Here is a 25,415-nt window from a genome sequence, read left to right as displayed (position 1 = left end):
CCCGGCCCGGCGTCTGCTGGTCCGCCCCCGCAGTGGGGGTACACCACGCCCGTCCGCCCCTGCCGCAGGGCCGGCGCCGCCCCGCAGGACCCGGCTCGGCGTCTGCTGCTCGCCTGCCCCCGCAGGGGGGTACACCACGTTGCTCCGCAGGTCCGGGCTTCGTAGCCGCGATATCGCCCGTCGGGCGCCGCCCCGCAGGCCCCGGCCCGACGCCCGCTGTCCGCTCTGCGGCCGGGCCTGCCTCCGCAGGGGGCACATCACGCCGTCCGACCCCGCCGCAGGGGCGGTGTCGGTGGACGGCTCGCAGGGCTTCGCCCCGCAGGCCCCGGCTCGGCGTCCGCTGGTCCGCCCCCGCAGGGGGGTACACCACGCCCGTCCCCCCTGCCGCAGGGCCGGCGCCGCCCCGCAGGGGCACACCACGTAGCTCCGCGGGTCCGGGCTTCGTAGCCGCGACACCGCCCGCAGGGCGCCGCCCCGGAGGGGCCCCGGCCCGACGCCCGCCGTTCGCTCTGCGGCTCGCTCGGCCCGCCCCCGCAGGGGGCACAACACGCCCCGGCCCGCCACCGCAGGGGGCACGTCACGTTGCTGCCGCAGGTCCGGGCCTCCTGGCCCCCGCCCCCGCCCGTCGGGCGCCGCCCCGCAGGGGCTCCGGCGTCCGCTGTCCGCTCTGCGGCTCGCTCGGCCCGACCCCGCAGGGGGCTCAACACGCCCCGGCACGCCCCCGCAGGGGGTGGGCCAAGCCGTGGGGTGTTGCGCCGCGAGGGTCTTGGGCCGTTCCGGAGGCGCTCCGCCGGGGGTGGGGGGCGGCTCGGGGCAGCCGGGTTCCGGCACCGTTTGCGGGGTTGTGGTGGGCGGGGTCCCATGGAGGGAGGGCCTCGGGGTTCGGTTCCGTGGCCGTCATGGGAGGCGGTGGTGGTCGGTGAGCGTGCCGGATCTCTGGGCGTGCGACGCGGTGGTCTTCGACACCGACGGGGTGATCACCGACTCGGCCTCGGTGCACGCCTCCGCGTGGAAGGAGGCGTTCGACGAGGTGCCCGGCGTCGATCCGCCCTTCGACGCGGGGGAGGACTACCGGCGCCACGTGGACGGCAAGTCCCGCCTCGACGGCGCCGCCGCGTTCCTGGCCGCGCGGGGGATCGACCTCCCGGTCGGTGACGTGGAGGACAGCGCCGGCGTCGAGACCGTCTGCCAGGTCGCGGCCCGCAAGGAGGAGGCGTTCATGCGCCGCCTCCACGAGCGCGGCGTGGAGGTGTTCGCCGGAACCGTCCGGCTGTTGAACAAGCTGCACGAGGCGGGGGTGCCGTGCGCGGCCGTCTCCTCGTCGCGGCATGCCAGGGACCTGCTGGCCAGGGCCGGGGTGCGGTCCCTGCTGGGGACGGTGGTGGACGGCAACGACATGGCCAGGCTCGATCTGCCGGGCAAGCCCGATCCGGCGCTCTTCCTTGAGGGCGTGCGCCGGTTGGGCTGCGAGCCGGCGGGGGCCGCCGTCGTCGAGGACGCGCTGGCCGGGGTCGAGGCCGGGCACCGGGGCGGGTTCGGACTGGTGGTCGGCGTGAACCGGTCGGCGACGGACGAGGGTGCGGAAGACCTGTCCGAGCACGGCGCGGACATGGTCGTGGGGGATCTCGGCGAACTCGTGCGGAGGTGACGCCCCGATGAGGTGGCGGAAGCGGGCGGCCCCCAAGGCGCGGTCGAGCGCGGGCGATCCGGTGGACACCTGGGACGAGTGGGCGGAGCGGACCCGTCAACTCGACGGCTGGGAATGGGAGTACGAGGGGTACGACCCACGTGAGGAGCGGCTGCGCGAGGCGCTGTGCACGTTGAGCAACGGCTACTTCGCCACCCGGGGCGCGGCCCCCGAGGCCAGTGCCAGCCCGGCGCACTACCCGGGCACCTATGCCGCCGGTCTCTACAACCGGCTGACGTCGTCGCTCGCCGGCCGGCGGCTGCCGCACGAGGAGATCGTCAACCTGCCGAACTGGCTGCCGCTGCGGTTCCGCATCCACCCCGACGAGGGGCCGGCCGGCGAGTGGTTCAACCCCGACCAGCATCCCGAGGGGCTGCTGCGCTACCGGCAGGTGTTGGACCTCAAACGCGGGGTGCTCACCCGCTGGGTGCGCTACCGCGATCCGCACGGCCGTCATCTGGGCATCACCCAGTCCCGTCTTGTGAGCATGGCCGATCCCCATCTGGCCGCGCTGCGCACGGAGTTCAGCGCGGAGGACTGGTCGGGCGGCATCGAGGTCGAGTCGATGATCGACGGCCTGGTCGGCAACACGGGGGTGGCCCGTTACCGGGATCTGGCCAGCCACCATCTGACCCGGATGGGCACCGGCGGCGAGGACCCCGACGTGGTGTGGCTGCGCTGCCGCACCGGCACGTCGGACGTGCGGATCGTGCTGGCCGCCAGGACCCGCACCTGGCCGGAGCAGCCGCCCGAGTCCGTGCACACCCGGCTCGCCGACTACCAGGTCGGACAGCGGGTGACCCTGCCGTTGACGCCGGAGGAACCGGTCGCGGTGGAGAAGGTGGTGGCGCTGTACACGTCGAGGGACCGGGCCATCTCGGGCCCGCTGCCGGCCGCTCTCGACGCGGTGCGCACCGCCCCTGACTTCGATGGGCTGCTGACCGGGCACGCCGCCGCCTGGGCGCGGCTGTGGCGGCGCGCCGATCTTGAGGTGCCCGGGGAGCCGGGCCATGTGCTGCGGGTGCACATGTTCCATGTGTTGCAGACGCTGTCCCCGCACAGCGCGGATCTGGATGTGGGGGTGCCGGCGCGTGGGCTGCACGGGGAGGCGTACCGGGGGCATGTCTTCTGGGACGAGCTGTTCGTGCTGCCCTATCTCAACCTGCACTTCCCCGAGTTGTCCCGCGCCCTGATGGGCTACCGCCACCGGCGGCTGCCCGCCGCCCTGCGGGCGGCCGTCGCGGCCGGCCGGGAGGGCGCGATGTACCCGTGGCAGTCGGGCAGCGACGGTCGTGAGGAGACGCCCGAGGTGCATCTCAACCCGCGTTCGGGCCGTTGGCTGCCGGACAACTCGCGGTTGCAGCACCATGTGGGCTCCGCCGTCGCCTACAACGTGTGGCGCTATGGACAGGCCACGGGGGACACGGAGTTCACCCACACCAAGGGCGCCGAGATGCTCACCCAGATCGCCCGTTTCTGGGCGGCGCTGGCCGAGTTCGACCAGTCCGAGGGGCGTTACCGCATCCGGGGCGTGGTGGGCCCCGACGAGTACCACGAGGGCTATCCGGACGCGGAGCGCGCCGGCCTCGACGACAACGCGTACACCAATGTGATGGCCTCCTGGACGTTGGCCAGGGCCGCCGAGCTGACGCGTACCCTGCCGGCCTCGCGCCGCCGGGAGTTGGCCGACGCGATCGGCATGGTGGACGGCGAGCCGGAGCGCTGGGAGGAGGTCTCCCGACGGCTGCGGGTCCCGTTCCACGAGGGGGTGATCAGCCAGTTCGACGGCTATGGCGAGCTGGAGGAGCTGGACTGGGAGTGCTACCGGCGCCGCTATGGCGACATCCGCCGGCTGGATCGGCTGCTGGAGTCCGAGGGGGACTCCGTCAACCGCTACCAGGCGTCCAAGCAGGCCGATGTGCTGATGCTCGGCTATCTGCTGCCGCCTGGCGAACTCACCGAGCAGTTCGCCAGGATGGGGTACGAGCTGACGGAGGAGCAGTGGCGGTGCACCGTTGATTACTACCTGCGGCGCACCAGCCATGGTTCGACGCTCAGCGGGGTGGTGCACGCCTGGGTGCTGGCCCAGGCACGGCACGCGGACGCCTGGGACCATGTGAAGGAGGCACTGGCCAGCGATGTCGCCGATGTGCAGGGCGGCACCACGGCCGAGGGCATCCATCTGGGCGCGATGGCCGGCACGCTGGATCTGGTGCAGCGCGGGCTCACGGGGCTCCGCTCCCGCGAGGGGGCGCTCTGGCTCGATCCGTCGCCGCTGCCCCAACTCCAGGAGTTCGGCTTCTCGTTGCGGCATCTCGGGGTGGGCCTGCGGCTGCGGATGAAGCCGGGCCAGCTGTGGATCGGGGTGCCGCCCTGGGAGGAGGGCTCGGTGCGGGTGGTGCTGGCCGACCGGACGGTGGAGATCGCCCCCGGCGAGGACACCCTGCTGGCCCTGCCCGAGAGGTGACGCGGGGCCTGGCGCGTTCAGGCGCTTTCAGGCGCTTTCAGTCCTCGTGGGGGACCACGGCCACCGGCGGGCGGGCGTGGTGCACCGCGGCGTGGGTGACGGGTCCCGCGCGCATGGCCAGCAGCGGACGCCGGACGCGGCGCCCCGTCACCACCAGGGCGGCCTGTCCTGCCGTCGCGTCCAGCAGCACCTCGGCGGCGTTGCCGTAGCGCAGGTGCTCGATCACGGGGACGCCCGGATAGCGCTGCCGCCAGGGCGCCAGCACGGTGACCAGCTCCTCGGCGTGGCGGGTCTCCAGATCGAGGTGGCGGTCGCGCTCATCGCCCTCCAGGTTCTCCGGCGGGTTGGCGCCGAACAGCGAGGGCGCGCCCCAGGCCCGCACGGCGCGCACCGCCGCGCCGCGCGCCGACGCGCTGGTGAACGCGAACTCCAGGAGGGTGGCCGCCGGTTGGCCCAGATCCTTGAGGCCGACCACGATCTCGTCCCCCTCGCCGCCGTTCCCCGGCACCTGGTCGGCCGGCTCCTGGTCGGTGCCGCTCGTCCGCACCAGCACCACGGGGCGGGAGCTGTGGGTGATCACGGGCAGGCCGACCGAGCCGAGCAGGAAGCCCATCACCGGTCCGTGGCCCCGGGTGCCGAGCACCAGCAGCTCGGCGCCCGCGGCCTGTTCGACCAGCCCGGCGGTGGCCATCTCGGGCAGCAGCGCGGTGGTGATGGTGAGTCCCGGGTGCCGGTCGGCGACCTCGCCCTCGTGGTCCTCCAACAGCTGACGGGAGGCCGGTTCGTCCGGCACCGGCGGCGCGTACAGCGGCTCGTTGATCCAGGCGTGCACCAGGTGCAGGGGCAGTCCGCGACGAGCCGCCTCGCGGGCCCCCCACTCAGCGGCGGCGCGGCTCTGCGGGGAGCCGTCCACGCCGACGACGACAGGGCGAGTCATGGGCCATCCCTCTGTTCCGGCAGTAGTGACCTTCGCACCCACTGTGACGCGGTTTGTCGACAGGGGCGAGCCGGGCGGGGCGCACGGGGCATCGGGGATCGCGCGCGCGGCTACCGAAGCCGGACGGGGAAGGTCGGCAGCGCCCTGGCGGGATCGTCGGGGGCGTCGAGGCAGCTGCCGTCGGTCAGGTCGAACCGCTGCTTGAGCAGCGGGGAGGCGACGAAGGGACGGCCGTCGTTGCCCGTCGAGCCCAGCAGCCCACGGGAGAGCACGAAGGCGCCGGTGAACGGGTCGCGGTTGCCGACGGCGTGGACCGCGCCGCGCCGGTCGAGGAAGACGGCGGCCTGCCGGCCGTCCGGGAGCAGCACGGCGACGCCCCGGCCCGGGGTCAGGGCGGCCAGTTCGCAGACCGGCACCCAGGCGCCGTCCACGGCGATCTGGACGGCGGTCTCCACGGGGGAGTCCGGGGTGGCTGTGGCGGCGGGGCGGGGCGGCAGGGCGGTGACGGTCATCGGGAGGTGCTTCCTTCCAGGGTGCGGACCGGGAGCGTGGGCCCGGCCAGAACGGTCAGATCGGGCTTGTGCTGCTCGCGCTCCTCGACAAAGCGCACCGAGGGATCGGGCGTGCCCGGCGCGTTCACAAAGGAGACAAAGCGTGCCAGCTTCTCCGGATCGCTCAACGTCTGAGCCCACTCGTCGCGGTAGCTGGCCACATGGGTGGCCATCTGGGCCTCCAACTCGTCGCAGATGCCCAGTGCGTCGTCCACCACCACGTCCCGCACATGGTCGAGACCGCCGCCGATGCGCTCCAGCCACACCGAGGTCCGCTCCAGCCGGTCGGCGGTGCGGATGTAGAACATCAGGAAGCGGTCGATCAGCCGGACGAGTCCGGTGTCCGTGAGGTCCTGCGCCAGCAGGTCGGCGTGGCGCGGGGTCGCGCCGCCGTTGCCGCCGACATAGAGGTTCCAGCCGCCGGCCGTGGCGATCACCCCGAAGTCCTTGCCCATCGCCTCGGCGCACTCCCTGGCGCAGCCCGAGACGGCGGACTTCAGCTTGTGCGGGGCGCGCAGCCCCCGGTAGCGCAGCTCCAGGTCGATCGCCATCCGCACGCTGTCCTGCACCCCGTACCGGCACCAGGTGGAGCCCACACAGCTCTTCACCGTGCGCAGCGCCTTGCCGTAGGCGTGCCCGGACTCGAAGCCGGCCTCGACCAACCGCGCCCAGATCGCCGGCAGTTGGTCGACGCTGGCGCCGAACATGTCGATCCGCTGGCCACCGGTGATCTTGGTGTAGAGGTGGAAGTCCCGCGCCACCTCGCCGATCACGATCAGCTTCTCCGGGGAGATCTCACCACCCGGCACCCGGGGCACGATCGAATAGGACCCGTTGCGTTGGAGATTGGCGAGGAAGTGGTCGTTTGTGTCCTGGAGCGCGGCCTGTTCGCCGGCGAGCACATGGTCGTCGGCGCCGATGCTGGGCGCCAGCGACGCCAGGATCGAGCCGACCGTCGGCTTGCAGACCTCGCAGCCCTCGCCGCCGCGCGCCTCCTCGCGCCCGTGCCCGTCCAACAGCGCCTGGTAGGAGGTGATCCGCAGGCTGGCCACGATCTCGAACAGCTCCTGCCTGGTGTGCGCGAAGCAGCCGCAGAGGCCGCGGTCGACGCTGACCCCGTTCGCCGCCAGCTCCGCGTCCACGAGCTGACCCAGCACCTTGACGCAACTCCCGCAGCCGGTACCGGCCTTGGTGCAGGACTTCACGGCGGCGACCGAGCCGCAGCCGTGGTCGGTGACGGCCGATCCGATGGCGCCCTTGGTGACGTTGTGGCAGTTGCAGACCACCGCCGAGTCCGGCAGCGAGGCCGGGCCGAGCGCGGCGGCCGGGGCAAGCCCTGCGGGGAGCACCAGCTGTTCGGGCGCCGCCGGCGGCACGCTCCCCGTCAACGGGCGCAGCAGGCCGTAGGAGTCCGCGTCGCCGACCAGCACCCCGCCCAGCAGCGTCCCGTCCCGGCCCACCACCAGCTTCTTGTAGACGCCGGCGCGGGAGTCCGCGTAGACCACGTCGAGACAGCCGTCGGTGCGGCCGTGCGCGTCGCCGAAGCTGGCCACGTCCACGCCCAGCAGCTTGAGCTTGGTCGAGGTGTCGGCGCCGGTGAACGTCGCGCCGTCCCGCCCCGCCACGGCGTCGGCGGCGGCAGCGGCCATCTCGTAGCCGGGCGCCACCAGGCCGTAGACCGTACCGTCGCTGGCCAGCGCGCACTCACCGATGGCGAACACCCGGGGGTCGGAGGTGCGGCAGCGGTCGTCGACGGCGATGCCGCCGCGCTGGCCGACCGTCAACCCGGCCTCCCTGGCCAGCTGATCGCGCGGGCGGACCCCGGCGGAGAAGACCACCAGATCCGTGGCCACCGTGGAACCGTCCGAGAGCGCCATCCCCTCGACGGCGCCCGAGGCGTCGGTGACGATCTCCTGTGCGCCCACGCCGGTGTGCACGGTGAGGCCCATTCCCTCAACGGTGCGGCGCAGCGCGCTGCCGCCGCCCTCGTCCACCTGGAGCGCCATCAACCGGGCGTTGAACTCCACCACATGGGTGTCGAGGCCCAGGCCGCGCAGCGCGCCGGCCGCTTCGAGGCCGAGCAGCCCGCCGCCCACCACCACACCGCCGCGCGCCGACCGGGCGCCGGCCCTGATCGCCTCCAGATCCTCGATGGTGCGGTAGACGAAGCAGCCGGCGGCGTCCGATCCCGGCACCGGCGGCACGAACGGGTAGGAGCCGGTGGCCAGCACCAGCGTGTCGTACCCGACCACCCGCCCGGAGCGCGTGGCCACCGTGCGGGCCGCCCGGTCCACGGCCACCGCCGGATCGCCCAGGCACAGCTCGATGCCGTGCCGCGCCATGAAGCCCTCGGGCGTCAGGGAGAGTTCCTCGGCGCTGGTCCCGGTGAACCAGGAGGTGAGACGCACCCGGTCGTAGGCCGGCCGCACCTCCTCGGCGAGCACCACCACCCGGGCGCGCCCGGTCACCCCACGGTCGACCAACTCCTCAAGGAAACGCTGGCCGACCATGCCGTGGCCGATCACCACGATGGTCTCGCCCGGCTGCGAACGACTCGCGGACGTGCGCGCGGACGTGCTCGCGGACGTGTGGGACATGGGTCACAACCCTCCGTCGTGGGTGAGCAGATGGAGCAGGGAGGTGTCGGGCAGCGGCTCGTCGCCCTCCCAGGCGCGGGCCAGCGTGCCGACGCTCGCGAGATCCCCGACGAGGATCCCGCCGCGCAGCCGGTCGCCACGGACCACGAGCTTGCGGTAGGCACCCCGGGTGGCGTCCGTGAGCCGCACCTCGTCGTCGCCCGGCTCCGCCGAGGTGGCGCCGAAGGCGGCCAGATCGAGCGGCCCACCGGCGGCGGCCGGCAGCGTCAGCCTGGTCAGCGCCCTGGTCCCGGCGTAACGGGCGGGCCCGCCGGTCAGCACCGAGGCCAGCACGTCGGCCTGGTCCTGCGCCGGCCCCGCGAGCCCGTAGAGCCGGCCGGCGTGCTCGGCGCAGTCGCCCACCGCGTGGACGGCGGGATCGCTGGTCGCGAGCCGGTCGTCGACGGCGATCCCGCCGCGCGCGCCCAGCGTCAGACCCGAGGACCGGGCCAGGCCGACGCGGGGCCGCACCCCGCAGGCCAGCACCACGAGGTCGGCGTCCAATACGAAACCGTCGGCCAGCTCAACGCCCCGCACCCGGCGGCGCGCGCCGTCCCGTTCGACGCGCAGCGCCCGCACCCGGCACTCGGTGTGGATCTCGACACCGCGCGCGGTCAGATGTTCGGCGAGCAACGTGGCCGCCGAGGCGTCCAGTTGACGCTCCATCAGTGATCCGCCCTGCTGCGCCAGCACCACCCGCGCGCCCCTGGCCGCCAGCGCCCTGGCGGCCGAGACGCCCAGCAGCCCGCCGCCGACGACCACGGCCTGGCGGCCGTGCCCGGCCTCGTCGGCCAGCGCCAGCGCGTCGTCCAGGGTGCGGAACGCGTGCACCCCGTCCGGGAGTTCGCCGCCGGCGGGCGGGGTCAGGCCGCGCAGCGGCGGCAGCACCGGGTTGCTTCCGGTGGCCAACACCAGTGCGTCGTAGGGAAGTTCGGCGCCGTCGTCGCAGCGGACCAGCCGGCGGCCACGGTCGATGCCCACCACCCGGGTGCCGCCCCGCCAGTCGATGGCGGGCCCGGCGGCGGGCAGTTCGATCACCTCCGCCGGGTAGCGCCCGGCGAGCACCTCGGCCAGCAGCACCCGGTTGTACGCCGGATGCCGCTCCTCGGCGACCACCGTCACCTCCGGAGCCTCAGGACCGCCAGCGCCCAGGGCACGGGCGAGCCGGGCGCCGGCCATGCCGCCGCCGACGATCACGACCCGGGATCTCGACCTCATGGGGTGAGCGTGCGCGGCGGCTGTTTCCCGACCGCATCGCGTCCGTTTCCCGGGCGCAACGCTGCGCTCCCCGGCCCGAGGGGCCCGTTGTGAGCAGGTGAACGACGCGGCGGACGCCGTGGTGAGATCGGGGGCGTGCCGGGGCGCGCCCCCGCGTGCTCGGGCGCGAAGGCGCTCTTCACCCGGCTCGCATGATGATCCACTATTTTCTCAATGGCCTCACCGGCCCCCACTGGCCCCCAGCGGACCCACCAGACCCCACCGTGCACCGTCGGGTCCGACCCAACACGGCGCCGTCACCGCACAGGCAAAGGCCGTCCGGCGCACGCCGACACCGGCGGCCCGCCGCCTGGTGTCGGTGGTGGCTGCGAGGATGGCACACATGACCGAGCTGCGTACCGCGCACACCGCTGACCTGGACGTCCCCACGCTGTCCGCCGCGAGAGCCCTCCTCGACACGGTCTTCGGCGGCGATATGACCGACCAGGACTGGGAACACGCGCTCGGCGGCGTCCACGCCCTGCTGTGGGAGGACGACGAGCTGATCGGGCACGCCTCGGTCGTGCAACGGCGGGTCCTGCACGGCGGCCGGGCGCTGCGCACCGGCTATGTGGAGGGCGTGGTGGTCCGCGCCGACCGCCGCCGCCGGGGCCATGGCGCCGCGCTGATGGCCGCGTTGGAGCGGGTGATCCGGGGCGGCTTCGAACTGGGCGCCCTCTCCGCCACGGAGGAGGCCCTCGGCTTCTACGCCGACCGGGGCTGGCGCCGTTGGCAGGGGCTCACCTGGGCGCTCACCCCGCTGGGCATCGCCCGCACCGAGGAGGACGACGACGGTGTCTTCGTCCTCCCGCTCTCCGGGGTTCCGATCGATCTCACGGCCGAGCTGGTCTGCGACTGGCGCGACGGCGACGTCTGGTGACGCCCGCCGGGCCGCGTTCCCGTCACTCCGGGGCCCAGGCGCCGGTGGCGGCGGCCCGGGTGGCGTAGTCGGCGAAGTCCCTGGCCGGGCGGCCCAGCAGGGTGGGCACATCGGCGGTGACCGGGGTGTTCCTGCCGTCGAAGATCTCCGTGAAGAGGTGGACCAGCAGATCCGCCTCCTCGCCCGGGACGCCCTGGGCGACGAGCGCCGCCCGGTAGTCGTCGGCAGCCACCGAACGGAAGGCGACGGGGCGGCCGACGGCCGCCGACAGGACCCGGGCGGTCTCGGTCATGGTGAGCGCCCTCGGCCCGGTCAACTCGTGGACGCGGCCCGCGTGTCCGGGCCGGGTCAGGGCGGCGACCGCCACCTCCGCCAGATCGTCGAGGTCCACGAACGGCTCGGCCGTCGAGGCCGGCACCGGCAGCGTGAACGAGCCGGCGCGCACCTCGTCGCGCAGGAACTCCTCGCTGAAGTTCTGGCTGAACCAACTGCCGCGCAGCACCGTCCAGTCCAGCCCTGAGGCGGTGATCGCCCGCTCCGAGTCGGCGGCCCACGGCATGCCGCGCCCGGAGAGCAACACCAGGCGCCGCACGCCGTGTTCGCGGGCCAGGCCGGCGAACGCCGCGAGGTCGTCGGCCGCGCCCGGCGCGGCCACGTCCGTCGGATAGCTGAGGTAGACGGCCCGGACGCCGTCGAGGACGGGCGCCCAGCCGCTCGGCGTCCGCCAGTCGAACGGCGGCGTGCCGGAACGGGAGCCGATCCGGGCGCCGGGCAGCAGGGCGGCGACGCGGCGTCCGCTCTTGCCGGTGCCGCCGACGACCAGGATCTCGTGCGGGGCGATCTCTTGCCGGGGGTGGGCGCTGTTCGTTGTCATGTGGCCAGTTCAACAGCGGTGCGCGCCCGGGGACATGGCTCATCGGCTCGCCGCCATAAGCGAGCGTCTAAGCTGTCGGCCATGGACCCGCTGACCAGCCTGTTGGAGGGCCCCAGGGCCCGGGGCGCCTTCCTGCTGCGCGCCCTGATGAGCCCGCCCTGGGCGGTGACGGTGCGGGACGAGGCGCCGTTGACCCTGGTGTGCGTGGTGCGCGGCACCACCTGGGTGGTGCCGGCCGAGGGCGAGCCACGGCAGTTGACCGCCGGCGGGGTCGCCGTGCTGAGCGGCCTCTCGCACTATGTGGTGGCGGACGATCCGCTCACCGAACCGCAGGCCGACATCCGTCCCGGCGGCTGCTGTGTGGCCCCTGACGGCACCGACATGTGCGCGACGCTCACCCTCGGCACCCGCACCTGGGGCACCGACGAGGACGGCAGCCACGAGCTGCTGATCGGCACCTACCCGATGGCCAGCGGGGTCTCGGGCGGGCTCCTCAAGGCGCTGCCCCCGCTGCTGACCCTGCGCGAGCGCGACTGGGACTCCACGCTGATGCCGCTGCTGAGCAAGGAGATCGCCAGGGAGGCCGCCGCGCAGGACGTGGTCCTCGCCCGCGTCCTCGACCTGCTGCTGATCTCGGTGCTGCGCGCCTGGTTCGAACGGCCGCACAGCGAGCCGCCCGGCTGGTACCGCGCGCATGTCGACCCCGTGGTCGGCCCGGCGCTCCGGCTGCTGCACGAACACCCCGCGCACCCCTGGACGGTCGCCTCGGTGGCGGCGAAGGTCGGTGTCTCCAGGGCCGCGCTGGCGCGCCGCTTCAGCGAGCTGGTCGGCCGACCGCCGATGGCCTATCTCACGGACCGCCGCCTCGACCTGGCGGCCGAGCTGCTGGGCAACCCCGACCTCACGGTCGAGGGCGTCGCCCGCCGCGCCGGCTACGGCAGCGCGTTCGCGCTGAGCACCGCGTTCAAACGGGAGCGCGGCGTCACACCGAGCGGCCACCGGGGCCTGGTGGCCAGCGACAACGGGAGACCCTGACGTCCGAGGCGCCGTTCCTCACCGACATGCTGCTGGAGGCGTTCAACTGGCGGGGCCAGGCGCGGTTCTCCAGGGAGCGGGCGCTGGCCGACCCGGGGGCGGCGACTTCGGCGTGATCGCCGAGGACGGCGCGGCGGGGCGTCCGCCGGCTCAGCCTGGGCGTGGAGGACGGCAACGCGGCCGTCTCCCTCTACCGCTCGCGCGGCTCTGTCACGGTGGGGCGTGACGGCGACTCGGACACCATGCTGGTCACCCTCTGAGGCCGGTGGGCGCGGCGCGCCCGCTCGACCGTCAGCGCCGGCGGTAGACGGTGAGCGGGCGGGGGTGCTTGTCGATCAGCAGATCGTCGGGGGCCGGGCCCGCCTCCCCGTCGTAGGCCAGCGCGTTTCCCTCGCCCAGGCCGGAGAGACGCAGCCTGGGCAGCCGTGCGGCGGCGTAGACGCCCGACTGCCCCAGGGTGCCGGTGAGCGCCGCCAGCACCACCCGCGTGCGGGCCAGCCGCCGGTCCGCCCGCACCGTGCGGACGTCCAGCAGGCCGTCGTCGAGCTGGGTGCGGTGCGCCGGGGCGAAGCCCTCGGGGGAGTACAGGCCGTTGCCCGCGAACAGCAGCCAGAGGCGCTGGGCCCGGCCGTTGATCTCCACCTCGATCGGCCGCCCGGTGCGCAGCACCCGCGCCAGCGACACCACGGCCGACGGCCACTTGCCGATCCTGCCCTCCAACGCCTCCCGGGCGCGGACCAGTTCGGGGTAGAGGCCGATGCTGAAGGTGTTGACGAAGTGGGTGGTGGGGCCCTTCGCGCGCCCCACCGGGCGGACCCGGGCGAGGTCGACCGCTATGGCACGGCCCTCCGCCACGGCCTCGACCGTGCTCTCGAAGGTGTCTATCCCGGTGTCCAGCGCGAAGTGGTTGAGCGTGCCGCCGGGGAAGACGGCCAGCGGCACCCCCCGGTCGACGGCCCTGGCCGCCGCCGCGTTGACGCTGCCGTCGCCGCCGCAGATCCCGAGCGCGCCGCCGCGTTCGGCCGCCAGCTCGACCGCCTCGTCGAGCAGCGCCAACAGATCGCCGTCCTCGGCGCGTTCCCTGACCTCGGCCTCCGGCAGCAGCTCGCGCAGCCGGGTGGCGTCCGAACCGCCCTGCCCCGCGCTCTCGTTGACCACGATCACCAGGCCCGCGCCGCCTGGCAGCGCGGGCGCGGCGGCCGAGTGGTGCCGCAGGCCCGTCTCGGCGGCGCGGCGCGGCCACCAGCGGTGGGTGATCAGCGCGGCGCCCACGCCCAGCGCGCAACCGACCAGCACATCCGCCGGATAGTGCACCCCGACATAGACCCGGGAGACGGCCACCGCCCCGGCGACCGGCGCCACGGCCGCGCCGATCCGGCCCGACTCAAGGGCGACACCCGTGGCGAAGGCGGCGGCCGAGGCGGCATGGCCCGAGGGGAACGAACTGCTGCGCGGCGGCGTCGCCAACCTCCGCGCCAGCGGCACCCCGTCGATCAGCGGACGCTCCCTGCGGGCGGCGTACTTGACGAAGACATTGCTGGTCAGCGACGCCAGCGCGAGCGCGGCGATGCCGCGGGCGGCGGCCCGCCGCCCCGGCCGGCCGCCGAGCGCGGCGATCGCGCCCGCCGACGCCAACCAGAGCCGGCTGTGGTTGGCCGCCCGGCTCAGCCGGGGCAACACCGCCTGCACTCCCGGCGGCTCGGCCGCCGCCACCCGCGCGAAGATCCGTCGGTCCAACCGCCCCAGGGCACCCATCCGCAGCCACGCTCCTTCCGCCGACCGGCGTCACTGCGTGCGAACGTACCCGAACCTCTCCGATCAACTCCGCAACGGCCCCGGGCAACCCCGTCGGCCCCTCGGCCCTCAGCCGCGTTCGCCCTCCGGGGGCGGGCCCACCAGGTCGAGCTCGCGCCGTCTGCTGTGGCCCCGGTTGGCCGAGAGCAGCGCCGACCCCAGCAGCAGCGTCGCGCCTATCCCGCCGAACCACAGGGGCAGCGCCAGATCCGGCACCGAACGGGCCGGCGGCACCCGATCCTCCGGATCGTGGAACACCTCGATCCAGGCGCCGACCGGGAGATCACGACAGCCCGAGAGCCGCTGGGAGAGCGGATCGCGCTCCCCCTCGGGGCGCACCCCGCACGTGACCCCGCCGCGCGGCGGGTTGCGCCTGTCCACCACCTCGGCCGAGATCCACTCGCCCCGGTCCCGCAGGGCCAGATCCCGATACCCCTGCCAGGCCATGATGACCAGCGCCACCCCGCCCAACACCACCACCACGAGATAGCCCGTGCGGCTGCCGTAGTGCACCAACTCCAGGAGCAGCGCCAGCAGCGAGCCGATGGTGAGCAGCAGCAGCGGCCAGATCGCCAGATCCCCGACGCGCGGCGGCAGCACCGCCGTCGCCGCCGCCAGCGCACAGGCCAGCAGGCACCCCAGGCAGGTGAGCGCGAGCACCTGCCAGCGGGACAGCGCCGGGATCCATCGGCTCAGCCGCCGGCTGAGCCGATGCGCGGCTATCGGCTCGGTGTCCACCTTGTAGCCGGAGTAGAGCTGCGCCATGCGGCCCCGATAGCTGTGCGGGGGGTGCCGAGGAGGCTCGACGGCGGGCGAGGAGCCCGCCCGCCGCTGGCCGGGCAGCCCGGCGATCTCGCCGCCCGGGGCGGGGCGCGACCGATGGCGCAGGGAACGCACCAGCACCACCACCCCGGCGACCACGAGGAGCACCCCCCAGGAAGCCAGCCCGGCCGCCACATAGGTGTCGCCCGTCCGCGGGCCCTCGAACACCACCTCGCGCAGGGCCGTACCGCCGCAGACCAGCCCCATCAGCAGCAGGGCGACGGAGACCAGCCCCCACAGCAGCCGGCGCCCCGCCAGCCTCGGCGCCGCCCCCGGGGCCTCCCGCAGCCGCGCGGCCAACCAGGCGTCCGAACCACGGCTCCGGCGCACCAGCACCGTCAACCAGGCCGTCAGCGCGGCCAGCAGCGGGATGCCGATGGCCAGCGCCGTCAGCGCCTGCCCGTCCTCCCCTTCGGCGCTCATCTCCAGCGCCGCCACCAGGAACGCCGCGTCCAGGCAGAGCAGCGAGAGCAGCGCCAGATGGCCGAGCAGCCGCAGCGGCGACAGCAGGGCGCCCAGCCGCTCAGCGACCGCCGCCCGCACCTCGGGCGGCACCTCCGGCGGCCGGGACACCGCGCGCGCCGGGAGCGGCGGCGGCCATGGCGGAAGCGAACTCGTTTCCTCGCTCCCCGTCGGTTCGTTCATGCTGGGCCCCCCGGCTCGTCGCTCGCGGTCACCTTATAGCGCCCCTCTGACAACGGCACACCGGACGAAGTCGCCCCGAACAGAGGGCAGGAGGGCCCCGGGAGCCGTCCGGGGGAGACGGGCCCTCAACCGCTACGCGGAGTCACCTTCAGCGCCGGGTGTCGTATACGACCACCGGCTCGGGGTTGGCCGTCACCGAGGTGAGCAGCACCACCGCGTCGCTCACCGCCGTCAGATCGTGCCGCTCCCGCGGCACCCGGGCCAGCTGGCCGGCGCGCAGCGTGACCTCGTCCGCGCCCCAGCTGATCACCACCTCGCCCCGCAGCACCTGGACGCTCGCCGCTGGCGGCGCCTCGTGCTCGTCAAGACGCGCACCGCCGGCCAGCGCGATGACGCTCTGCCGCAACGGGCCGTCCCGCAGGAAGAGATGCGCGCTGCGCCCGTGATCGGCCGTGAGAGCCTGCGCCAGATGTTCGTCGGCGAGCCGGGTGAGGTCGTCCATGCCCTCCATGCTGCCCGCCGCCCAGCGGCCCGCAACCCGACGCCCGTCCACCCGTCAGTCCCCGCCGACCAGCTCCACCCGCACCGCGCACACCTTGAACTCCGGCATCCGCGACGTCGGATCCAGCGCCGGGTTCGTCAACGAGTTGGCCCGCCCCTCACCCGGCCAGTGGAACGGCATGAACACCGTGTCAGGCCGGATGTCCGGACTGATCCGCGCCGGCGCCACCGCCCGCCCGCGCCGCGACACCACCGCCAGCGCGTCCCCCTCGACCGCGCCCAACCGCCCCGCCAACCGGGGATGCAGCTGCACGAAGGGCCCGGGCGCCGCCGCGTTCAACTCGGCGACCCGCCGGGTCTGCGCCCCCGACTGGTACTGCGCCAGCACCCGCCCCGTCGTCAACAACACCGGGTACTCCTCGTCCGGCTCCTCGGCCGAGGGGCGGTGGCTGACCGGCGCGAACCTGGCCCGGCCGTCCTCGGTGGCGAACCGGTCCAGGAACATCCTGGGCGTCCCCGGATGCGGCGGCCCGCCGTCCCCTTCGGGACACGGCCAGAACACGCCGTCCTCCGCCTCGATCCGCGCGTAGGTGATACCCGAGTAGTCCGCCCTGCCGCCGGCCGAGGCGCGCCGCAGCTCCTCGAAGACCTCCGCCGGATCGCTGGGAAATCCCTTCTCCCACCCCAACCTGGCCGCCAGCGCGTGCAGCACCTCCAGATCGCTGCGGCACCCGGGCGGCGGATCCACCGCCCGGCGCCGCAACAGCACCCGCCCCTCCAGATTGGTCAGGGTGCCCGTCTCCTCGGCCCACTGCGTCACCGGCAACACCACATCCGCCAGCCGCGCGCTCTCCGAGAGCACCACATCGCAGACCACCAGGAGGTCAAGCGCCCGCATCCGCTCCTCCACATGCGCCGCCCGAGGCGCCGAGACCACCGGGTTGGACGCCAACAACAACAGCGCCCGCACCCCGTCCGGGGTGTCCCGCCCCAACGCGTCCAGCAACTCGTAGGCGCTGCGCCCAGGCCCCGGCAGCGACTCGGGCGCCACCCCCCACACCCCAGCGACATGCGCCCGCGCCGCCGGATCGGCCAGCAGCCGGTAGCCGGGCAGCTGGTCCGCCTTCTGCCCGTGCTCCCGGCCCCCCTGCCCGTTGCCCTGCCCCGTCAGACACCCGTAGCCGGAGAACGGGCGCCCCGCCCGGCCCGTCGCCAGGCACAGATTGATCCAGGCCCCCACCGTGTCCGTGCCCTTCGCCTGCTGCTCGGGGCCGCGCGCCGTCAGCACCATCGCCGCCTCGGGCGCGCAGAACATCTCGACGGCCGCCCTGAGTTGGGGCACGGACACCCCCGTGATCCGCTCGACCCACTCCGGCCAGTGCGCCATCGCGGCGGCCCGCGCCGCGGGCCACCCCGAGGTGCGCTCCGCGACGAACGCCTCGTCCACCCGGCCCTCGGCCACCACCAGGTGCAGCATCCCGAGCGCCAACGCCAGATCCGTGCCGGGACGCGGCGCCAGATGGAGATCCGCCTGCTCGGCCGTCCGCGTGCGCCGCGGATCGACCACGATCAACGTGCCGCCGTTCTCCCGCAGCTCCGTGAAGTACCGCAGCGCCGGCGGCATCGTCTCCGCCGGATTGGACCCCACCAACAGCACACAGCCCGTGCGCGGCACATCGGCCAACGGGAACGGCAGCCCCCGGTCCACGCCGAACGCCCTGGTGCCGGCCGCCGCCGCCGATGACATGCAGAACCTGCCGTTGTAGTCGATCTGCGAACTGCCCAGCACCAGCCGGGTGAACTTGCCCAACGCGTACGCCTTCTCGTTGGTCAGCCCACCACCCCCGAACACCCCGACGGCGTCCGCGCCATGGAGCGCCCGCACCCCGGCGAGCCCCGCCGCCACCCGGTCCAACGCCGTCTCCCACGAGGCCGGCAGCAACGCGCCCGACGCCTCGTCCCGCACCAGCGGCTCCGTCAACCGCACCGCCGACGACAGCACCTCGGGCGCGGTCCGCCCCTTCCCGCAGAGCGCGCCACGGTTCACCGGGAACTCCGGACGCTCCCGCACCTCCACCCCGACCCCGCCGCCGGGCGCCAGCCGCATGCCGCACTGGAGCGCGCAGTACGGGCAGTGCGTGTCGATGGCCGGCCGTGCCGTGGCGTGCGTCATGGCGCTCATGGTGCGGCGCGCGTGTTTCGTCCCCGCGCGCGGCGCGTTACCCGCCGGGTGCGCACGGCTCAGTCCCCCCGCCACGCGAAAGTGAGCAACCGCACGAACGGTCGTGACACCTCGGCAACACGCACGCAACGCCCCGGCCCGAAGCTTGGCCCATGACCGACCGCAGCCTGCCCACCCTGGTCGCCGTCGCCCACGGGTCCCCCGACCCGCGCGCCGAGCCGTCGGTCCGCGCGCTGCTGCGACTGGTCCGCGCCCTCCGCCCCGCCGTCCGCGTCGAACTCGGCCACCTGGACGTGGACCGCCCCCTTCTCGGCGACACGCTCGCCCGGCTGGGCGGCACCGCCGTCCTGGTGCCGCTGCTCTTCAGCCGCGGCTACCACGTCAAACACGACATCCCCGGCGCCGTCGCGGCCGTCTCCCACCGGCTGCGCGCCACCGTCGCCGGCAGCCTCGGCCCCCACCCGCTGCTCGCCGAGGCACTCCACAGCCGACTCGTCGAAGCCGGCTACCGGCCCGGCACCGCCGTCGTCCTGGCCGCCGCCGGATCGCGCGACCCCGAGTCGGCGGCCGGCACCGCCTACACCGCGGCCATGCTCGCCACCCGCCTCGGCGGCGTGCCGGTGCTCCCCGCCTACGCCTCCGCCGCCACCCCGACCGTCCCCGACGCCGTCGCGGCGCTGCGCGCACAGGGCCACCGGGAGATCGCCCTCGCCTCCTGCTTCACCGCCCCCGGCCGGTTCGCCACCCGCTGCGCCGAGCAGGCCCCCGGCGTGGCGGCGGCCCCCCTCGGCAACCACCCGGCGCTCGCGCGGCTGCTGCTGCACCGCTACGACCAAGCGCGAAGCGCTCTGGCCGCGCCGGCCCTGGCGACGACGGCGGGCTGACCCGACCGGCCCTTTTTTCTCCCACCCACCCGCCCTTTTTGCCTGCGGCGGGGTGCGGACCGGCGCTGCCACGCGGGCCCCCGCCGGCGGGGTTTTGCCCCCGCCCACCCGCCCCCTTTGCCTGCGGCGGGGTGCTGTGGGTGGGCCGGCTGCCGGCGTTGCGCGCCGGGCTTTCGCCGGCGGCCTCGGGTTCGTCCGCGGCGCGGCGCTGTGCGCCGTGGGCTTCGCCCGCTCTCCCGCCTGCGGCGGTGCCGGCGGTTCTCGTCGACCGGCCAGCCGCGGTGGCGTCCGGCAGCACCTCGCCGCAGGCAAGAGGGGCGGTGGGCTGACACCGGAGTGCCGGGGCGCCCCGGCGGTAGGTAAACGGGGTGGGGCACCAGCCGGGGTGCAGCGCCCGCCGGCAGCGCCCTGCCGGCGGGCAAATGGGGCGGGTTGGCGGGACTGAAGACCCCCGCGCGGCAGCGCCCACCCACAGCACCCCGCCGCAGGCAAAAGGGGCGGGCGGGCGGGGAAAAAGCCCGGCGCGCCAGCGCGCCCACCCGCAGCACCCCGCCGGCAGGCGAAAGGGCGGGCGGGTGGGGACAAGAACCTGGCGTGGAGCGCCAGCGCGCCCACCCGCAGCACCCCGCCGGCAGGCGAAAGGGCGGGCGGGTGGGGAAAAGAACCTAGCGCGGAGCGCCGGCGCGCCACCCGCAGCACCCGCCGGCAGGCGAAAGGGCGGGTGGGCGGGGACAAAAACCAGGCGCGGAGCGCCGGCGCGCCCGCCGGCAGCACCCCGCCGCAGGCAAAGGGGCGGGCGGGTGGGGGAGAGACCCCCCGCCGGCAGGCGGCGGGCGGCGGGCGGCTGAGCCCCCCGCAGGGGCTACCGTCGGAGACATGAGCGGATATGAGCCGGAAGCGGCCCAGCGGTTCGACGCGGAGCCGGACAAGCGGCCAGGTCGCACCGCGTTCCAGCGGGATCGCGCGCGGGTGCAGCACTCGTCCGCGCTGCGCCGGCTCGCCGGCAAGACGCAGGTGGTCACGTTGGACGAGAGCACCGTCCGGCCGGACTGGGACGCGGCGCCGCGGACCAGGTTGACGCACTCGTTGGAGTGCGCGCAGATCGGCCGCGATCTGGGCGCCGCGTTCGGCTGCGATCCGGACATCGTGGAGGCGGCGTGTCTGGCGCACGATCTGGGGCATCCGCCGTTCGGTCACAACGGTGAGCGGGTGCTGGACGAGGTGGCCGCCGCCTGTGGCGGCTTCGAGGGCAACGCGCAGTCGTTGCGGCTGTTGACGCGGTTGGAGCCCAAGCACCTGACCGGCGCGGGCGGCGACCAGGGCGGCGACCGGGACGGCGCCGGACCGCGTTTCTTCGGGCTGAACCTGACCAGGGCCACCCTGGACGCGGCCACCAAGTACCCGTGGCCGCGTGGCGGGAACGAGGCGGATCCCGGGTCGCCGAAGTACGGGGTGTACGACGACGATCTGCCGGTCTTCCGCTGGCTGCGGGCCTCGGCGCCGGCCGGCCGGCGGTGTTTCGAGGCGCAGGTGATGGACTGGGCGGACGATGTGGCGTACTCGGTGCACGATGTCGAGGACGGTCTGCACGCCGGGCATCTGGCCCCGAAGGCGCTGGTGGCCGGCCCCGAGCGGGAGGCGGTCTTCGCGGTGGCGGCGCGGCGCTACGCCCCGGCGGGGACCGCGCGGGAGGCGTTGGCCGAGGCGTTGGACCGGCTGCTGGCGCAGGAGTGGTGGCCGCATGACTACGACGGTGGCGCGTTGGCGCAGGCCAGGTTGAAGGGGGCGACGAGTCAGCTGATCGGCCGGTTCTGCCTGGCGGCCGAGGGCGCGACCCGGGAGCGGTACGGTCCTGGCCGGCTGCGGCGCTACGCGGCGGATGTGGTGGTGCCCCCGGGCACCCGCCTTGAGTGCGCCGTGCTGAAGGCGGTGGCGGATGTGCATGTGATGCAGCGTCCGGAGCAGGCGCGGGCGCGCGGTGAACAGCGCGCGCTGCTGGCCGAGTTGAGCGCCGCGCTGGTGCGGCGCGCGCCCGAGGGGCTCGATCCGCAGTACCGGGCGCTGTTCGCCGGCGCGCGGGGGGACGAGGAGCGGCTGCGGGTGATCGTCGATCAGATAGCGGCGTTGACGGACGGCGCCGCGCGGGCCCGGCACGCGCGGCTCACCGGCTGACGGCGCGTCGGGCGGCGGGGGCGCGCGGCGGGGGCGCGCGGCGGGTTCGAGCGGCACCGCCCTCTTCCGGTGCCGCGCCCGGTGGGGCAGGCTCCCAAGGGGGATTCGAGCCGGTCAGGGAGGCAGTGGGTGGACGGGACACACCGAACATTTGTCATCATCGGCGGTGGGCTCGCGGGTGCCAAGGCGGCGGAGACGCTGCGGGCCGAGGGCTTTACCGGGCGGGTCATACTGATCGGCGACGAGCACGAACAACCGTATGAGCGACCGCCGTTGTCCAAGGGCTACCTGGCCGGCCGGGCGGTGCGGGAGAGCGTCTTCGTGCATCCGGCGGGCTGGTACGCGCAGAACCGCGTCGAGCTGCACCTGGGGCAGCCGGCCGTGGCGATCGACCGGGAGCGGCGCGAGGTGCGTCTCGGGGACGGCACCCGGCTGCCGTATGACGCGCTGCTGTTGACCACGGGCGCCGAGCCCCGGCGGCTCGGCGTCCCGGGGACCGAGCTGGCCGGCGTGCACCATCTGCGTCGGCTCTCCCACGCCGACCATCTGCGGGGCGTGCTCACCGGCGGCGGTCGGGACGACGATCCGCTGGTGATCGCCGGCGCCGGCTGGATCGGCCTTGAGGTGGCGGCGGCGGCCAGGGAGCTGGGCGTGCCGGTCACGGTGGTGGAGCCGGCGCCTGGGCCGCTGCACCGGGTGTTGGGCCCCGAGGTCGGCGCGGTGTTGACGGAGCTGCATGTGGCGCACGGGGTGCGGTTCCTGTTCGGCGATCGGCTGGCCGCCGTCGAGGGCAGGAACGGCATCGTCTCCGGGGTGCGCACGGAGGCGGGCGAGCGGCTGCCGGCCCGCGCGGTGCTGGCGGCGATCGGCGCCGGGCCGCGCACCGCGCTGGCCGCTTCGGCCGGCCTGGAGCTCGCCGCCGAGGGCGTGGGCGGGATCGCGGTCGACGCCTCGCTGCGCACCAGCGATCCCTCGATCTTCGCCGCCGGGGACGTGGCCGCGCAGGAGCTGGGCGCGGGCCGGGACCTGCGCCGGGTGGAGCACTGGGCCAACGCGCTGCACGCCGGTTCGGCGGCGGCGCGCGCCATGCTGGGGCGCGAGGTGGTCTTCGACCGGGTGCCGTACTTCTTCTCCGACCAGTACGACATGGGCCTGGAGTACTCGGGCTGGGCGCCGGCCGGCGACTACGACCGGGTGGTGTGGCGGGGGGACGTCGAACAGCGGGCGTTCGTCGCGTTCTGGCTGCGGGAGAACCGGGTGCTGGCCGGCCTGAACATGAACGTCTGGGAGGTGACGGACGCCATCCAGCGGCTGGTGCGCAGCGACCGCCAGGTGGACCCGGTGGCGCTGGCCGATCCCGGGGTGCCGCTCACCTCGCTGCTCGACGACCTGCCGGCCGAGGAGGCGCGATCGGCGCGGGGGAGCTAGTGCCGCGTCAGTCGGGGTTTGTCCGGTAGCGAGGTGTCCTGGTGCGTGCGATCGTAAGGCAGCCGGGAGCCGCATGTAGTTGTCCTACCTGGGCTCTCGGCTAACGCAGCGAGTGTGCGTGCCAGGGCGGCGAGCGGGGCAAACCCTGGCTGACGCGGCACTAGAAGGCCCTATGGCGGGCCGTGACGAGAGGCGGCGTCGCCGGGGCGCGCGGGTGGAGGTGCGGTGGGAGTGCGGACGGAGATCCCCTCGGAGCGGACCCTGACCTCGCTGGTCGAGGCCGCCACGGCCGCGCCCTCGCTGCACAACGCGCAGCCGTGGCGGTTCCGCTACCGGGTCGACAGCGGGACGCTCCAGCTGCGCGCGGCGATGGAGCGGGTGCTGCCGCACTCCGACCCGGACGGCCGGGCGCTGCACATGGGCTGCGGCGCCGCGCTGCTCAACCTGCGGGTGGCCGCCGCCGCGGCGGGCTGGCGCGCGGACCACCGGGTGCTGCCCGATCCCTACGATCCGCGCCTGCTGGCGACGGTGCGGCTGGCCAGGCCGCCGGCGGACGACGATCCGCACGGGGCGGCGGAGCTGGCCGCCCTGGCGGAGCTGGCGGCGCAGATCGACCGCCGGCACACCAGCCGCGAGCCCTACGGCGAGGAACGGGTGCCGGACCCGGTCAGGGGCGAGCTGCGGCGGGCGGCGGAACGGGAGGGCGGCCAGCTGCTGTTCGCCTCGCCCTGGCACGCCAGGGGCGTGCTCGAACTGGTGCGGGACGCGGAGGGCCGGGACTTCGCCGACCCGGGCCGGGTGTCGGAGCTGGCCGGCTGGACGGAGGTCGAGGATCCGCGCGAGCCGGCCGACGCGCCGGCGCACCAGCCGGTGCGGGTGCGGGACTTCGCCGGCCGGCAGGCGCCGGCCGAGGCTCCGCCGGGTGGCGCCGAAGGGCCGCCGCCGCAGCTGGCGCTGCTGTCCACGGCCGAGGACCGGCCGGCGGACTGGGTGCGCGCGGGGCAGGCGCTGGAGCGGGCGCTGCTGGTGGGCACGGCGCACGGGCTGTCGGCCGCGGTCAGCTCCGCCTCGCCGGCCTGGATCGACCTGGGCTGGATCGCCCGCGATCCGCTGCTGCCGGCCGGCCAGCCGCACGCGGTGCTGCGGCTCGGCTATGGCGCCGAGGCCCCGGCGACGTCGAGGCTGCCGGTCCATCAGGTGTTGGACATCCGCTGAGCCGCCGGGCGTGGCGGAGGATGCCAGGTCAATGGCGGTTCCCGCGCTGACGGGGCCGGCCGGGTGGATGCGAGGCTGGCCGGATGACGAACACCGTGGACCGCGCGACCGCCGATGTCTGGGCCGCCCTGGGCGGGCCGGCCGAACTCGTGCGGGGGGTGTCCTTCGAGGGCGCCGACGGCGTGTTGCCGGCCCGGCTGCCGGTGCGGGAGCTGGCCAGGGCGACGGTCGGGGCCTGCTCGCTGGCCGCCGCCGAACTGCTGTGGCACCGTCGGGGCGGCGAGGTGCCGGCCGTGCGGGTGCGGGAGGCCGCGGTGGCGACGGCGTTCGTCAGCGAGCGGTGGCTGCGCGTCGACGGGCGGGTGCCGACCTCGTTCGCGCCGCTCTCCGGGTTCTGGCGGGCGGCGGACGGCTGGGTGCGGACGCATGCCAACTATCCGCACCACCGTGCCCGGTTGCTGAGCGCGCTGGGCATCCCGGACAGCGGGGACGAGCGCGGGCTGGTCGAGCGGTTGCGGAGCGAGCTGGCGGGCCGCCCGGCGGCGGCGGTGCGGGAGGCCGTGCACGCCGAGGGCGGCCTTGCCGTCGTGGTGGCTCCCGAGGCCCGTCCCGCCGATCTGCCGCTGGTCGAGTCGTGGCGCGTCGGGTCCGGGGCGGCGCCGGTGCCCAGGGACGGGGGGCTGCCCGCCAGCGGGGTGCGGGTGCTGGACCTGACCCGGGTGATCGCCGGCCCCGTCGCCACCAGGAGCCTGGCGCTGCTCGGCGCCGACGTGCTGCGCGTTGACTCGCCCCGGCTGCGGGAGGACGAGGACGCGCACGCCGACACCGGGATGGGCAAACGTTCCACGTTGCTCGATCTGGCGGCGCCCGGGGATCTGCGGCGCTTCGACGAGCTGCTCGCCTCGGCCGACGTGGTGGTCACCGGCTACCGTCCGGGCGCGTTGGACCGCCATGGCCTGGCGCCCGAGGCGCTGCTGGCGCGGCGTCCCGGGCTGGTCGTCGCCCAGCTCAACGCCTGGGGCTGGAGCGGCCCCTGGGCCGGGCGCCGTGGCTTCGACAGCCTGGTCCAGGCGGCGAGCGGCATCGCGGCCGTCGAGGCCGCCGACGACGGGACGCCCGGCGTGCTGCCCGCGCAGGCGCTGGACCACGGCACCGGCTATCTGCTGGCCGCCGCCGTGCTGCGGGCGCTGACCGAGCGCGGAACGGACGGCGCCGGGCGCCAGCTGCGGCTCTCGCTCGCCGGCACCGCCTCCTGGCTGCTGGGCGGCATCGCCCCGCAGCCGTTGGACGGCGCCCCCTACGCCGCCGAGCCCTGGCTGACCAGGACCGCGTCCCCGCACGGGCTCCTCGACCACGCCAGGACGCCGCTCGACTACGCGGGCGCGCCCCGCGACTGGGCCAGCCCGTCGGGCCGCCTCGGCACCGACGAGCCCAGCTGGCGCTGACGG

At 75.0% G+C, this 25,415-nt stretch carries 18 protein-coding genes; 9 read left to right on the top strand and 9 right to left on the bottom strand.

All coding sequences use genetic code 11. The features are described 5' to 3' along the window. Positions 1-919 precede the first annotated feature (919 nt). Positions 920-1,648 (top strand): HAD family hydrolase, encoded by a 729-nt coding sequence (locus K4G22_RS08020; RefSeq protein ID WP_228079194.1) that lies wholly within the window; start codon positions 920-922, stop codon positions 1,646-1,648. 7 nt (positions 1,649-1,655) lie between these two features. Next, positions 1,656-4,154 (top strand): glycoside hydrolase family 65 protein, encoded by a 2,499-nt coding sequence (locus K4G22_RS08015; protein ID WP_228079193.1) that lies wholly within the window; start codon positions 1,656-1,658, stop codon positions 4,152-4,154. Between the two features lie 37 nt (positions 4,155-4,191). On the opposite strand, the gene K4G22_RS08010 is transcribed toward K4G22_RS08015, so the two are convergent. From K4G22_RS08010 to K4G22_RS07995, 4 genes are all read right to left on the bottom strand, one after another. Next, positions 4,192-5,091: a universal stress protein gene (locus tag K4G22_RS08010; RefSeq protein WP_228079192.1), complete on the bottom strand. Its 900-nt coding sequence runs from the start codon at positions 5,089-5,091 to the stop codon at positions 4,192-4,194. Between the two features lie 110 nt (positions 5,092-5,201). Then, positions 5,202-5,603 (bottom strand): nitrite reductase small subunit NirD, encoded by a 402-nt coding sequence (locus tag K4G22_RS08005; protein ID WP_228079191.1) that lies wholly within the window; start codon positions 5,601-5,603, stop codon positions 5,202-5,204. Then, positions 5,600-8,239: a nitrite reductase large subunit NirB gene (gene nirB / locus K4G22_RS08000; RefSeq protein ID WP_228079190.1), complete on the bottom strand. Its 2,640-nt coding sequence runs from the start codon at positions 8,237-8,239 to the stop codon at positions 5,600-5,602. Before nirB ends, K4G22_RS08005 begins: the two co-directional genes overlap by 4 nt. Before the next feature lie 3 nt (positions 8,240-8,242). After that, positions 8,243-9,496 (bottom strand): NAD(P)/FAD-dependent oxidoreductase, encoded by a 1,254-nt coding sequence (locus tag K4G22_RS07995; protein ID WP_228079189.1) that lies wholly within the window; start codon positions 9,494-9,496, stop codon positions 8,243-8,245. A gap of 373 nt (positions 9,497-9,869) precedes the next feature. Between K4G22_RS07995 and K4G22_RS07990 the strand changes: the two genes are divergently transcribed. Continuing rightward, positions 9,870-10,415: a GNAT family N-acetyltransferase gene (locus K4G22_RS07990; protein WP_425336627.1), complete on the top strand. Its 546-nt coding sequence runs from the start codon at positions 9,870-9,872 to the stop codon at positions 10,413-10,415. A gap of 22 nt (positions 10,416-10,437) precedes the next feature. Here K4G22_RS07990 and K4G22_RS07985 read toward each other — a convergent pair whose 3' ends face one another. Next, the gene (locus K4G22_RS07985) at positions 10,438-11,289 is read right to left on the bottom strand and encodes an NmrA family NAD(P)-binding protein (RefSeq protein ID WP_228079187.1); all 852 of its coding nucleotides are present in this window, start codon (positions 11,287-11,289) and stop codon (positions 10,438-10,440) included. Positions 11,290-11,370: 81 nt separating this feature from the next. Between K4G22_RS07985 and K4G22_RS07980 the strand changes: the two genes are divergently transcribed. Continuing rightward, the gene (locus K4G22_RS07980) at positions 11,371-12,324 is read left to right on the top strand and encodes an AraC family transcriptional regulator (protein WP_228079186.1); all 954 of its coding nucleotides are present in this window, start codon (positions 11,371-11,373) and stop codon (positions 12,322-12,324) included. A 291-nt stretch (positions 12,325-12,615) separates the two neighbouring features. Here K4G22_RS07980 and K4G22_RS07975 read toward each other — a convergent pair whose 3' ends face one another. The 4 genes from K4G22_RS07975 to K4G22_RS07960 all read right to left on the bottom strand — a co-directional run bounded on the left by K4G22_RS07975 (position 12,616) and on the right by K4G22_RS07960 (position 18,259). Continuing rightward, positions 12,616-14,079, bottom strand: a complete 1,464-nt coding sequence (locus tag K4G22_RS07975) for a bifunctional phosphatase PAP2/diacylglycerol kinase family protein (RefSeq protein WP_228079185.1) — start codon at positions 14,077-14,079, stop codon at positions 12,616-12,618. Between the two features lie 108 nt (positions 14,080-14,187). Next, positions 14,188-15,585, bottom strand: coding sequence for a hypothetical protein (locus K4G22_RS07970; RefSeq protein WP_228079184.1), 1,398 nt, complete (start codon positions 15,583-15,585; stop codon positions 14,188-14,190). A 148-nt stretch (positions 15,586-15,733) separates the two neighbouring features. Next, entirely contained in the window at positions 15,734-16,087 is a 354-nt protein-coding gene (locus K4G22_RS07965) for a cupin domain-containing protein (RefSeq protein WP_228079183.1), read from the bottom strand. A gap of 54 nt (positions 16,088-16,141) precedes the next feature. Further along, on the bottom strand, positions 16,142-18,259 hold the full coding sequence (locus K4G22_RS07960) for a molybdopterin oxidoreductase family protein (protein ID WP_228079182.1): 2,118 nt from the start codon (positions 18,257-18,259) through the stop codon (positions 16,142-16,144). Between the two features lie 161 nt (positions 18,260-18,420). On the opposite strand from K4G22_RS07960, the gene K4G22_RS07955 reads away from it, so the two are divergent. From K4G22_RS07955 to K4G22_RS07935, 5 genes are all read left to right on the top strand, one after another. Beyond that, positions 18,421-19,152, top strand: a complete 732-nt coding sequence (locus K4G22_RS07955; protein ID WP_228079181.1) for a sirohydrochlorin chelatase — start codon at positions 18,421-18,423, stop codon at positions 19,150-19,152. Positions 19,153-20,028: 876 nt separating this feature from the next. Further along, the gene (locus tag K4G22_RS07950) at positions 20,029-21,324 is read left to right on the top strand and encodes a deoxyguanosinetriphosphate triphosphohydrolase (protein ID WP_228079180.1); all 1,296 of its coding nucleotides are present in this window, start codon (positions 20,029-20,031) and stop codon (positions 21,322-21,324) included. A 129-nt stretch (positions 21,325-21,453) separates the two neighbouring features. Further along, on the top strand, positions 21,454-22,752 hold the full coding sequence (locus K4G22_RS07945; protein ID WP_228079179.1) for an NAD(P)/FAD-dependent oxidoreductase: 1,299 nt from the start codon (positions 21,454-21,456) through the stop codon (positions 22,750-22,752). A 231-nt stretch (positions 22,753-22,983) separates the two neighbouring features. Next, positions 22,984-23,967: an Acg family FMN-binding oxidoreductase gene (locus K4G22_RS07940; protein WP_228079178.1), complete on the top strand. Its 984-nt coding sequence runs from the start codon at positions 22,984-22,986 to the stop codon at positions 23,965-23,967. Between the two features lie 83 nt (positions 23,968-24,050). Beyond that, on the top strand, positions 24,051-25,412 hold the full coding sequence (locus tag K4G22_RS07935) for a CoA transferase (RefSeq protein WP_228079177.1): 1,362 nt from the start codon (positions 24,051-24,053) through the stop codon (positions 25,410-25,412). The last annotated feature ends 3 nt before the right edge of the window (positions 25,413-25,415 follow it).

It is taken from the genome of Streptomyces profundus (genome assembly GCF_020740535.1).
In the GTDB taxonomy this organism is placed as follows: Bacteria; Actinomycetota; Actinomycetes; order Streptomycetales; family Streptomycetaceae; genus Streptomyces; species Streptomyces profundus.
Note: the sequence above shows the minus strand (reverse complement) of the source record. Positions and strands in the feature narration are given on the sequence as shown.